General features: G+C 37.5%; 12 protein-coding genes. 3 read left to right on the top strand and 9 right to left on the bottom strand.

Annotated elements, in window-relative coordinates:
- The first annotated feature begins 21 nt into the window (after positions 1-21).
- A complete protein-coding gene (locus tag F7984_RS05760; protein WP_140461222.1) occupies positions 22-288 on the top strand; it encodes a hypothetical protein in 267 nt (88 codons plus the stop codon).
- 98 nt (positions 289-386) lie between these two features.
- Here the strand turns inward: F7984_RS05760 and F7984_RS05755 are convergent, their stop codons facing one another.
- Positions 387-1,175 carry an SDR family oxidoreductase gene (locus F7984_RS05755; RefSeq protein WP_139891330.1) on the bottom strand — a complete coding sequence of 263 codons (789 nt, stop codon included), beginning with the start codon at positions 1,173-1,175 and terminating at the stop codon, positions 387-389.
- Between the two features lie 224 nt (positions 1,176-1,399).
- Between F7984_RS05755 and F7984_RS05750 the strand changes: the two genes are divergently transcribed.
- Positions 1,400-2,440, top strand: a complete 1,041-nt coding sequence (locus F7984_RS05750) for an AI-2E family transporter (RefSeq protein WP_140461221.1) — start codon at positions 1,400-1,402, stop codon at positions 2,438-2,440.
- A gap of 110 nt (positions 2,441-2,550) precedes the next feature.
- Here F7984_RS05750 and F7984_RS05745 read toward each other — a convergent pair whose 3' ends face one another.
- The 6 genes from F7984_RS05745 to F7984_RS05720 all read right to left on the bottom strand — a co-directional run bounded on the left by F7984_RS05745 (position 2,551) and on the right by F7984_RS05720 (position 7,629).
- On the bottom strand, positions 2,551-3,255 hold the full coding sequence (locus tag F7984_RS05745) for an ABC transporter ATP-binding protein (protein WP_066101037.1): 705 nt from the start codon (positions 3,253-3,255) through the stop codon (positions 2,551-2,553).
- A complete protein-coding gene (locus F7984_RS05740; protein WP_066101040.1) occupies positions 3,252-4,064 on the bottom strand; it encodes an ABC transporter permease in 813 nt (270 codons plus the stop codon). Before F7984_RS05740 ends, F7984_RS05745 begins: the two co-directional genes overlap by 4 nt.
- Positions 4,065-4,133: 69 nt before the next feature.
- The gene (locus F7984_RS05735) at positions 4,134-4,631 is read right to left on the bottom strand and encodes a nitrous oxide reductase accessory protein NosL (protein WP_140461220.1); all 498 of its coding nucleotides are present in this window, start codon (positions 4,629-4,631) and stop codon (positions 4,134-4,136) included.
- A complete protein-coding gene (locus tag F7984_RS05730; RefSeq protein ID WP_180349915.1) occupies positions 4,628-5,902 on the bottom strand; it encodes a right-handed parallel beta-helix repeat-containing protein in 1,275 nt (424 codons plus the stop codon). Before F7984_RS05730 ends, F7984_RS05735 begins: the two co-directional genes overlap by 4 nt.
- Before the next feature lie 522 nt (positions 5,903-6,424).
- Positions 6,425-6,667, bottom strand: coding sequence for a hypothetical protein (locus F7984_RS05725; protein ID WP_151675519.1), 243 nt, complete (start codon positions 6,665-6,667; stop codon positions 6,425-6,427).
- Positions 6,610-7,629 carry a helix-turn-helix domain-containing protein gene (locus F7984_RS05720; RefSeq protein WP_151675518.1) on the bottom strand — a complete coding sequence of 340 codons (1,020 nt, stop codon included), beginning with the start codon at positions 7,627-7,629 and terminating at the stop codon, positions 6,610-6,612. The genes F7984_RS05725 and F7984_RS05720 overlap by 58 nt, the downstream gene beginning before the upstream one ends.
- A gap of 152 nt (positions 7,630-7,781) precedes the next feature.
- On the opposite strand from F7984_RS05720, the gene F7984_RS05715 reads away from it, so the two are divergent.
- Complete coding sequence (locus F7984_RS05715; protein WP_066101053.1) at positions 7,782-9,050, top strand: MFS transporter; 1,269 nt, start codon at positions 7,782-7,784, stop codon at positions 9,048-9,050.
- A 378-nt stretch (positions 9,051-9,428) separates the two neighbouring features.
- Here the strand turns inward: F7984_RS05715 and cdr are convergent, their stop codons facing one another.
- Entirely contained in the window at positions 9,429-11,078 is a 1,650-nt protein-coding gene (gene cdr / locus F7984_RS05710; protein ID WP_066101056.1) for a CoA-disulfide reductase, read from the bottom strand.
- A gap of 193 nt (positions 11,079-11,271) precedes the next feature.
- Positions 11,272-12,711 carry an amino acid permease gene (locus F7984_RS05705; RefSeq protein ID WP_140461218.1) on the bottom strand — a complete coding sequence of 480 codons (1,440 nt, stop codon included), beginning with the start codon at positions 12,709-12,711 and terminating at the stop codon, positions 11,272-11,274.
- Positions 12,712-12,800: the final 89 nt, after the last annotated feature.

Below are 12,800 nucleotides of genomic sequence, written 5' to 3'. Positions count from 1 at the left end.
TTAACAGAAAAATTGTCCATCATGAAATCTTACTTTCATTCAATCCATCGCCCTGAAACAGGATTAGCTTATAATGGAATAACACTAATTCCGCCGGAATCGTTGTCATTATTTTATGAGGCAGTAGTATCATCAGAGGATTATAAAACCTCCAACGAACTAAGTAACTTGGCTTCAAAAATTTTGGAGGCATTTGAAGATACAAAACATATGATCCCATTACGGTGTTTAAAAGAAATCCTTGCTGAAGATACAAAAAAGATAGCCATTGCCTTGGCTACCTTTTGAGTGCTATCTATTAAATGATTAATACTATAATTACAGGATGTTTTATCAAATGCCCCTATCTTACTTACTAGATGTTAACTAAGATACAAAAAACTCACTTACAGTAATGATTCAGTTCCATCGACATATATTTCGGTACCGGAAACATGACTTGACTCGTCAGATGCAAGGAAGTAAACCAAATTTGCTACCTGTTCAGCTGATCCTGGTCCATCTGCCAATGGCTGCATTCCTTCAGGATATTCGATAGGTATTTCGATTTCCTTTAAACTTTCAGACTTAGTTGTGCTGCTATCTATATTTGTTTCAATTGCACCAGGACAAATGGCATTAACTCGGATTTTATATCTGGCCAACTCTAAGGCCGCCATTTTCATAAATCCAATTTGACCGGCCTTCGAAGTACTATAGGCTGCCATACCAAAGCCAGCGAACCGTCTATTTCCATTGATTGAGCTTGTGATTATGATGCTGCCACCTTGCTCTTTCATATGAGGAATGCAATATTTAACAAACAAGAATGTGCTTCTAAGGTTCGTTTCAATCACTTCATTCCAGTCCGAAATTTCAAATTCTTCAATAGAAGACAAGGTCCCGTTTATACCAGCGTTACTGAACAGAATATCAAGCCTTTCCCACTTATTCATGACCTGTGAAATTCCTTCACGAATTTGAGCTTCATCACGGATATCAACCTCATAAACACAGGCTTCTCCTCCTGCATTTGTGATTTCTTCCTTTATTTTCTCTGCATTATCAATATTTATGTCCATAATACAGACACGAATGCCATTGTCCGCAAACTTCTTAGCTGTGGCTGCGCCAATCCCAGAACCTCCACCAGTTACGATTGCAACTTTACCCTTTGATTTTTCAGATAACGCCATACGTTTCATCTCCCATGCACATTTCTATTTATCTACTTATTTATCCAATAAGTACAATATTGAAACGTATGCCTGAACAGTTTATACATATATTCATAGAACATTTCCTATATTCCACCAATTTTTAAAAAATTATTTCCAAACCCTCTTATAAACCGTACTACTAACAGATATAATTAACATATCAAGCATGCGGTGCTGCCGAAAGGAGAAACAACAGGTTTATGTTTTCACTCAACCAATTTATAAAAAGCAGAGGGTTCGTCCGTTTTCTTACCATCTTATTTTTGATAGGGATTTTCTATGCCCTTAGAGGTATGATGAATTTAGTTCTATTCACTTTTATTTTTATTTTCTTAATGGGCGGTTTGGAGAGAATCATTTCATCGTCCATATCCAAAATCAGTCCAATACGAGTCAAGCCACAAATAATAATTATCCTGCTCTACACAATCATAATTTCCTCTTTGGTTATGATTATTTATAAATACATACCTGTCATTACCATGCAAATAACCGACCTTGTAAAAGTAATTATAGATTTTTACAAGCACCCGCCTGATAACACAGCAATCGATGTTGTGATCAGTGCAATGCAGAAATTTGTATCACCTTCTGAAATTGAGGAAAATGCAGTGGCACTGTACAGTTATGCTGCGAATATCGGTAAATTAAGCCTGCAGTTATTTTTAGCTCTGCTGCTAAGTTTATTCTTTCTTTTGGAAAAGGAAAAAATCAAACGATTTACCGGTTCATTCAAGAAAAGCAAACTGGGCGTTTTATTCACTGAATTAGAGTATTTAGGTAATATCTTTGTAAATTCATTTGGTAAAGTTATTGAAGTTCAATTTTTAATTGCATTTGTTAATGCTATATTATCGACTATTATTCTATATTTCTTAGGATTTCCACAGCTATTAGGGCTCGCATTTATGATTTTCCTATTGGGACTTATTCCTGTTGCGGGCGTTATTATTTCCTTAATTCCTCTTTGTACAATTGCCTATAGTATAGGTGGAGGAATGCATGTACTGTATGTAGTTATTCTAATAGCAGCCATACATGCTTTGGAAAGTTATGTACTAAATCCTAAATTCATGTCGGCCAAAACTCATTTACCTACGTTTTTCACATTCCTGGTATTGGTGTTCGGTGAACATTTCCTTGGAATATGGGGCTTGATTTTAGGTATTCCTATTTTTATCTTCTTATTAAATATGCTTGATGTTCCAGATGCTGAAGTGACTGAACCTAAGAATATATAATGGATCGTAAAATAGGCATGAGTTTCGGAATCTTTCGAACTCATGCCTATTGTTATTCTTAAATATAATTCAACCGTACGTCTTACAGAGCACGGCTGCAGTCCACCCTTTTATATTCGTTGTCTGTACAAGGTTGATAGCTCTTTCGTAAAACCATCAATATCAGAAAAATCATTTTCAAGTGATTGAGCCAGCTGCCCCTTTTCAATGAATAACACCCGGTCGGCAAGTTCTGCGGCAACATCCATCATATGAGTAGAGAAAATCGTAATCGTGCCTGCTTCTTTAAGCTTTTTAATCATTTCTATAAATTCATTAATCCAGTAAGGATCGAGCCCATTGGTCGGCTCGTCCATAATTAAAAGTCTTGGTTCAGCTAAAATCGATTGGCCGAATAACAACCTTTGTCTCATTCCTTTAGAAAGATTTTTTACGAGCTCTTTCCGCTTGTCGGTTAATCCCAAACGATCAATCACCTCTCTCACTCTTTCATTGGAAATCTCTCGGATAGCTGCATAAAAAGACATAAACTCTCCCACATTCATGTCGCCCTGAGCATAAAATTCATCAGGCATATAACCAATCAATGATACATATTCTTTATTTTGTGCAGTCATATTGACCCCATCCAACAGAACGGTTCCGGCTGAGGGGGAAGAGATACTGGCCAAAATATTCAGGATAGTACTTTTTCCAGCACCATTCCCTCCGCATAAAGAAACACATTGCCCTTCCTTCACTGCCAACGAAAATGGCTGCAACGCTGTATTGGTTTTATAGTGTTTTGAGATATCAGTCACTTCTAACCCTGTCATTGTGCTCTTCTCCTTTTTAAATACCAAATTGCAATAAAGCCTAACGCAGCAATAAATACAAACGCATATAAGAATAGTACACCCCATACAATTCCTTCATTAAATAGCGGAACCAATCCATCATAGGCTTGGCCGAAGATAGAACCGCCGTCCAATCTAATCACCAAGAAAAAGCGTAAGAATTCTGCTGGATTTATGATCATCGCAATTTTCATAAGCACTCCTATCATTGAATAAGGTAAAGCACCTAAAATAGCAATTAACGCAGTCGGCCATATCATAATAAGAAGAAACCAGACTGCAACAGATAGAGTAAGTGCCTGCCATTTCGTGCTTACAAATGATCCTATAAAAAGGCCAAGTGTCAGGAAAAACAAGATTAACAGCATACTAAATAGAAAAAGCACAAGCATCCAAGTTAACGAAATATCAATCCCAGTCAGCAACCCAATTACCATACTCAACCAATACGCCAGTGAAAAACACACTGCCTGGGCAGTAAACTGGCCTCCAAGTTTACCAAAGAAGTAGGAGACGATATCTAATGGATACGTACATAATAATCTCCATTGGCCATTTTCCATTTCATTAGCTATTGAAAAAGAGCCAAAAATCAACATAAATAATGGCAATATATATAACATAATATTAACGACTGTTCCCGTAATATTTGTATATCCTGAGATTGCTCCATTTGTCCGCTCCAATGCCAATAAAAGAGAAATGACAACAATCCATAGAATGGCGATTGAATAATACGAACGGCCCCGTGATGTCATTCTCCATTCAGAGCTCCATATGTTCCACATTCTTCTTACCTCCCGTGACGACATCTAAATAAAAGGCAACCATGCCGGCTGCCTTGTTTTTTTCACCTGTTAACTATGGCTATGACTGTCCGTTTCCTTATGATTCATCTCTTTATGCTGTTTCCAATCATGTTTTTGTAAATCTTCATAGGATAATAAACTTCCCCCTGATTCTTCAGCAAATTCTTCAGCACTTGATTGGTCTTCAAAAGAAATTACATTGTATGACATTGGCGTCTTGATTTCTTCTCCATATACGAAATAGGATTTTTCAAATTCTATCCATTCTTTAGAATGATAATCACGTACAAAGGTCTTCTCAATTTCCTTATTCTCGTTTTCATCTGTCCAATTAAACATGCAACCGATATCATCAAAAACAAATGTTTTACCATCAGTTAAGATAATTTCTGTTGCATGCTGATTATCCGCAACCGACATATTACAGTTTGCGCATGTGTCAGTCTTCGAATCAATTTCCACTGGCTCAGTCGATTCATTACCGCAAGCAGACATAAGCATAACTGCAATTCCGATTAACGCAATTTTCCATAATGATTGTTTCATCGTTGTTTCCTCCCTTTTATGAATAGAAATAAACTGCCTATATACAATAATCCGCTGACTATCCATACTGGCAGATCAGCTTGATTGTTTTGATTGTTTGATTGGATAGGGTCCATTAAGGGACCTGAGTCCGTTAATAGCTCTTCATCGGTACTTTTCAGCATTTTTTGCAGAATTGTCATGCCCGGTGCCTGAAAAAAGAGTTGATACTCAGGAACTTCCTCTGTCAAAGCCAGAAAATAAGGATCGGCTCGGTAGATTAAATTACTTATACCATCTCCGTCTGAATCTATTTTCGCTGATGCGTCCCAGTAGTTCCCATCCAATTGATTCCCTTCACTTTCAATAGCCTGAGCGTCATTTACATTACCCAGAAAATCATTTTGATAGATTCGATTATTCTCTGATTCTTTAAACTGAATACCTACAAAATTTGATTGCAGCCTGTTATCCTTAACGGTATTCACATTGGCCTTTTCAATAAATATGCCAATCCGGTTATTGTGAATCTCATTTGTTTCAACCGTAACATTCCTAGAGTCATATAGTAACAAACCCTGAGAATTCACATTTTCATTATTTTCGGTGAATGTATTCTTACGTACCATTGCATCTTCAGCCCCCATAATCATGGCGCCGGTAAAGTTATTGAATGATTCATTTTCTTCAATCAAACAGGAATTGGAATACATTAAATGCACCCCATAATGGGCATCCCAAATTTTATTATTTTTAAATGTATTATGGTGGCTGTATTCTACATAAAATCCATCCTGAACATTCCGTATTGAATTTTTACCGAACGTGTTGTAATTTGACTCCCACAGATTAATAGCATGGCCTTCAGATGTCCCTGTAAATGAACTTTCTAGCACACTTACATGATTCGCCTTATCCAGTTTAATACCAGTCCCAGCTGACTTGATTGTGAGATTGTTAAGTTTATGATAATTTCCAGCCAGCACAATTGCAGATTCCTCAATTGGTAGGCGTGTTGCCTCTATTTCAATATTTGATATTTGTACACCCTCACCAGAAATGTTTATAAAGGATCCCTCTCCTGTATAACTCAGCACTGTATTTTCTGTTCCTTTAATGGTCATTGGCTTATTAATGGAAACCGGATCTTCATAGGTACCGCTTTTAACAATCAATGTTCCTCCAATGGGCGTTTGGTCAATTTGCTGCTGCAGAGTTGATTCTGCGAAACTACTCGGTTCATATATAATCAATAACGCTACAAACACTAAAAAGATGCGTAACCTTTTCATCATTAACCCACCTTTTTCTATCAATCGTTTGCTCCACTTTAAGCAGTTGATGGTATGATCATATTCATTATAATTTATATAATTATTTTACTTGAAAAATAATTATATTTTCCAGCATAAAGGTATCAAGCCCATCATCATATTGTATTAGGAGCTATTTTATGGAGAATTTTATATGTTTCAGCATAGAAGTTTAATAGGTTAAATTTACAGGCAACTATTATTGCAGAAGATTATTCTTGTGCAGGGGAAGTAACCAGGGAGATATTAGAGGGATAGGAAGAGTTCTTGCGAAGCAATGACCGAATAGGGTAAGTAAACTAACCGAAAATCTTAATAGACATTTGAATGCCAGATATGAATGGATTGGAACATAAAATAAAAGCCCACTACCATCTGTCAACATTATTATCACCACTGTGTCCTAACGACATTGTATATTTAGGTGAAGCGTTTACAAACGTTAACCTAAATCTTTGAAACAAATGGATAAAGGAACTGAATGAACAGCCACACATAATTTCAATGTACAGTTCCATTATCATTTAGCAATGTTTCTTTAACCTCAACAGCCCTTTTATAATAAATAGATTTCGGCATATTCTTTATTAAATCACATGTTTTGTTAATTTGCTCCAGGGCTTCATCCTTGTGGCCCTGTTGATTTAAACAAAGAGCAATATAGATTCCTGCAGACTGTACCATTCCTACATCGATTGGATGCACCAACGCACCGGATAGATGACATTTAAGCAGATTTTCCAAGCTCGATCAATTTCTCCCAGACCATATAGTGCTTTCCCATATTCCAGATAATAAAGTTCGTCTATCTTTTCCGGATTTATCGCAAATTCTTCTAGGTAGTGAATAGCTTTTTTGTAGTCTTTTGTTATTTCATTATGATAAACCGCATATAAAAGTGGAAACATCATCAATGCAATCTTATTTTCCGAAAAAATCGCATATTGACGAGATTTACTGATTAATCTAAGAAACTCCTTATCATCCTTCATCACAAGCGGATAATTGGAAGCAATCCTGTATATATCATCCATACGATAATAGACATTCGTCTCTTTGGACAATGCGATGGCTTCCTGCATTCTTGTATGGGATGTTTTATATTCTTCCAACGCTAATAAGACGATTCCTTCATCCAATAAAAGCTTTAATTGAAATACCGTATTTTCTTCAAGTCCATTACCAGAGTAGAATTTTCTAATTTCATTCAAAATGGATAAAGATTCATCCCAATTTCCATGAGACAAACGATACTGATGATAAATCCATAATGTTTCAGCACTGTCTAAGAATAAAGAATTCATCTTAAAATAGGAGGCTGCCAATTCGATATATTTCTTCATGTTTGGTTTATCTAAATAAAGGCCTGCTTCCGCATAAAGGCTGTATAACTTCGCCTCCATTACTCCCTGAGGCATATTTTCAGAAACCACATGGGATAATTTATCGTAAATAGCTGAATAATTCTCTTGTTTTTTATCATTCTTTATCTCATTTAATAAAGGTAGATAATCCTCTTTCTCATTCAGAAGATCACTAGGTTCACAACCAAGCTGTTGAGCAAGATATTCAAGTGTGCTCATCGATGGGGTTGCTTTACTGTTTTCAATTTGGCTCAGCATTCCTTTTGTCAATCGATTTCCAGCCAACTCGGATTGGGTCATCCCTAAAGCTTTCCGTAACGTTTTAATTTTATTGCCCAGCATGGTTATCCCCTCCTTATGGAAAGTATACGGTAAATAATTCTGATCCACAAATTAAAGTTTAATTATTTTAAACTTTTTGTTGACTTCCAAAAATTAGTATTTATATAATAAGTTTAATGACATTAAACTTTTAAACTAAAGGAGAAAAGCCCATGAGTGTACGTTATACCGAAGCAGAACAAGAGAGATTAAGCGCAAGGAATATTTTATTGTTTTTTATTGGAAAATTTATTTCATTATTTGGTGCAAGCATCTATTCATTCGCCATCGGATTATACATTTTAAAAATTACCGGTTCGGGTACAAGTTTTGCACTTGCTCTTGTGTTTGCCTCTGTTCCCAGAATTATTTTTGGACCAATTGCCGGAACCCTTGCAGATCGCTTTAACCGCAAAACAATCATTATATTGACGGAAATTCTTAGCGGAATACTCATGTTTTTTATGATTGCCTATTCTCACTTTTCGGGGCTCTCACTTGCATTGTTATATACATCAGAAGTACTGCTAGGGATTTTTTCTACTTTCTTTTCTGTGACTGCATCTTCAACCATTCCCTCAATGGCTGGGGATAAATCTATACAAAAGGCTGGCTCTTTAAATCAATCCGCATCATCGCTTGCCGGTATACTCGGTCCAATCATAGCTGGTATTTTATACGGGTTCTTAGCAATTGAGGAAATCATTCTGCTAACTGGAATCACCTTTATACTTGCCGGTATAATTGAATTATTTATTATTTTCAACCTGTACACTGAGAAAGCGGCACAACAGGAAAAGACGCAATTCATGAAAAGTTTGGCTGAAGGCTTCTCCTATTTAAAAGAAAACGATTTTTTATTCTCCCTGCTCAAAGTATCACTTTGGATTAACTTCTTCTTTGCGGGTATAAATGTTGCAATCCCCTACATCCTGAACACATCACTGAATTTTTCTTCTCAATCATACGGAATTGCTGCTTCGATGGTATCTGTTGGAGCACTTATCACATCATTGATCATTTCACAACGTCCTGAAATGAAAGATAAATTAAAGAAAATTAGATTGGGCTTAATTGGTTTAGCAATACTTGTCATTATGATTGGCTTGCCTCCTATGCTCCAAATGACTTCTGTGATTGCCAATGTCAGTTACTACATCATCGTCCTTGGAATGATAGGTTCCATCGTCATGGTTGTAAATATTCCTATTCATGTATTAATACAGCGTACAACCCCGAGCCACTATCTTGGTCGTATTTTCGGATTAGTTGAAACGATTGCATCTGCAATCTCACCGCTTGGGATGATTCTTTTCGGTGTCTTGCTTGACTACATACCAGCTTTTTATATACCTCTCATCACTGGATTTTCACTGCTCTTAATTAGCTTTCTTGCCATGTCAAAAGTAAAAGAACCAAAGGAATCTGAATTGGCAAGTTAATGATAAAGAAGTATCGCCCGGCTTGGGTTATATCCAGCCGGGCATTTTTATACTCCCCTAATTGTTTTTACTCGATTATAGGCGTATCTTGCAGATTCCTCTATAATGAATTGATTCTGATTGAATTTCTAGCTGGTTACTGTCTGTATCGACTTCGATTCGAGCCGAATCGGGCTAGATTCCGGCCGATTCACTGCTTTAATACAGCCGATTCCTCTTCGAATCCAGCCAATCTGAGCTTGAATCCGGCCGATCGCCCCTTGAATCCAGCCAAGCTCTAAATCAAGCATGACACAAACCGTCTCAGCAATTCAAAAAAGCCCCTTTATGCGATAATCTAAACTATCGCATAAAGGGAGCTCCAACTCTCATTTACTATTATTTTTCTTTAGGAAATGCCTTAGAATACAAATTATATCCGCCATCAAGGTTCTTAACTTTAATGCCGTTTCCTTCAAGTATTCTGGTAGCTAAGTAACCCCTCATACCTACCTGGCATGTAAGATATAAATCTTTATCAGTCGGTATCTCTGATAATCGCTCTCTCAGTTCATCAACAGGAATATTGACCGAGCCGGCAATTGCTCCTTTAGCAACCTCAGCAGGTGAGCGGACATCAATTAAATAACCTCCGTTTTCCACAATCTCATCAATTTCATGCCATTGCACTGTGCTGACCATTCCCTCAATAATATTGGTTGCTGCGTAACCAGCCATATTTACAGGATCTTTAGCTGAGGAATATGGAGGAGCATAGGCAATCTCGATATCCGGAAGATCCAATACAGTTAAGCCACCTTTGATAGCTGTCGCGATAACATCAATACGTTTATCTACCCCATCCTTTCCAACTGCCTGCGCTCCGTATATTTTCCCCGTTTCCTTATCGAAGATCAGTTTCAAATGCAATTGGGAAGCACCTGGATAATAGCCAGCATGGCTGCTTGGTGCAACATGAACAACCTCATATGGTATACCTAAACGCTTCAGCATCTTTTCATTGCTTCCTGTTGAAGCAACGGTCAATTCAAACACCTTGGCTATGGAAGTGCCCAATGTACCGTTATAAACACTTTCTTTCCCGTGAATATGATCCGCTACTAAACGCCCTTGACGATTGGCAGGCCAAGCGAGCGGCACATAAGTATCCGTTCCGTTAATATAATCCTTTACTTCAATGACATCACCGACCGCATAAATAGATGGGTCTGATGTTTGCAGATGCTCATTGACTTTTATCGCATTCCGAACCCCAAGCTCGAGGCCGGCATCTTTCGCAATGGTACTTTCAGGTTGAACACCAATCGCTAAAAGTATCATATCCGTTTCTACTTCTTTGCCGCTTTTCAAGCGAATGATACGACCATTCTTTTCAAAAGATGATACACCATCCTCAAGTATTAAATGAACTCCATTGTCCCGCAAATGTGTGTGGACCATTTGAGCCATCTCCAAATCAATTGGCGCCATCACCTGATTTCCCATCTCAATAACTGTTACATCTATACCGCGCTCCCGTAAATTTTCAGCCATTTCAATCCCAATAAACCCGCCGCCAATGATAACAGCCTTCTCAGGTTTATCCTGATCTACCTTTTCTTTGATACGGTCCGTATCAGGAACATTCCGAAGCGTATAAACAGATTTAGCCTCATCGATTCCCGGAATGGCTGGCCTAACCGGTTTTGAACCCGGAGATAGGATTAGCACATCGTAGGATTCCTCATATTCCTCGCCTGTCATTGCTTTTCTGGCTATGACAGTCTTCTGCTCCCGATTGATTTTGATAATTTCTGTCCAATTACGTATATCTAAATTATAGCGTTGCCCCATTCCTTCAACTGTTTGAACAAGCAGTTTATTACGGTTTTGGATAACTTCTCCTATATAATATGGAAGACCACAATTCGCAAATGAAATATATTCACCTTTTTCAAACATGATGATTTCATCTTTTTCGCTTAGACGGCGCAGTCTTGCCGCAGCAGATGCTCCGCCTGCCACACCGCCAACAATTAAAATCTTCATTTTAATAGACCTCCATTAGTTCATCGATTAGTCTAATCGTAATATACCCTATTGGGTATGTCAATTTATCAAACTCACATGATTACACTCTATCATTGCTCCCGATAACAGTTTTCATAACACCGTTTTACTTTTAAATAATACCAAAAAAAAGCAAACCCACTTTTAACAATGGGTTTGCTTCTTATTACAGTTAAAAAGATTTTTTCAAATAATAGTTCTCGTGTTGTTTAACTTCCTCCATATTTTTAGGCAGTAAACGATAGAATAGGATTCCGCTTGCCAGAAGGATAACACCGAAAATAAATGTTTTTAAATCAGCCGTTCCTTTGATGATCACCCAAATGGAATATGCCGTCGCCAATATGGCTATGGTACCATCAATAATTCGTGAACGCATTTCATCAGATTTATATGTCTCGCCAGTCCAAACTAATTTCAGTTGGAATGAGGAGGAAATTAAATATGGCACTAAATAAGAAAGTGTCGCGATATAAATAATAAAGTCAAATGCATGAGCAATTGAATTTGAAATAGTTGAGAAAATAAATAATTGACCTAAACCATTTGAAACAATCATAGAGAAATTAGGAATCCCACGCTTATTGACCTGTAAAAACTTAGGGATAAATAAACCTTGTTTTGCTGCCTGATACGGGATTTCAGCGCTTAACAAGATCCAGCCAATTGTTGAACCAAATAAACTGATCAATCCAATGACCGCCAATGCTTTCCCACCAACAGGTCCCAGCACCGTTTCAATTGCATCGATTAATGGTTTTTCTGAATGGATAAGTGCATCCTGTGTTAATAATCCCATAACAAGTGTACTGATTCCCATATAGATAGCCAGGGCAATCAATAGCCCTAAAATGGTCGCTCTCTTTACATCTGCCTTTCTCTTCGCCCTTGATGCGAATACAACAGCAGATTCAACCCCTACAAAAGCCCATAAGGTTGAGACGGCAGCAAAATTTACCTGGCTGAGTAATCCCCGACTCTCACCATCAATTATACGAGTTTCCGCAAACGGTACAATATTAGATTGTTCAAAGGCAAATAGCCCAATTACAATGAATAATCCAAATCCAAGTACTTTTGCCGCAGTCGCCACAAAGTTTAATTTACCAGCATTCTCTATGCCTCGCATAATAAAGAAATGAACGCCCCAGAGCATGATTGTGCAGACAAGGAATGTTAAAGCATTGCCAACTTTTAGACTAAAATTCCCTATACTGAACAATTCAGCCGTACTAGTCAAACTTGGGAAGAAGGTAGATAAATACCCTGCAAACGTAGTGATGATGGCAATATTACCTGCAAAATTACCAATCCAGTATCCCCATGTAGACATAAACCCGGATAATCTTGAGGCTAAAGAATTTTCCTTGAACAATTCCTTAGCATAAATCTGAGGGCCACCTGTTAAATGTGGCTTACGAACAGCCAGATTCCCAAAAACCAGCGCAATAGTTAGTACACCCAATCCTGTTAATCCCCATGCCATAATTACTCCGGCAGGACTAGCTACTTCTGCCAGCGTACGCGGCAACATAAAAATACCAGACCCAACCATATTGCCGACTACAAATGCCGTTAAAATCCAAAAACCCAGTTGCTTCTTATTGTGCACGATAATTCCCCTTCCAAAGCTGTCATGTTACTCTCTATTTTTGAATTATCCATTTCTGTGTAAATAAACTAAATAAAAAACACACCTTA

It is taken from the genome of Pradoshia sp. D12 (assembly GCF_008935075.1).
Taxonomy (GTDB): Bacteria; Bacillota; Bacilli; order Bacillales; family Pradoshiaceae; genus Pradoshia.
Note: the sequence above shows the minus strand (reverse complement) of the source record. Positions and strands in the feature narration are given on the sequence as shown.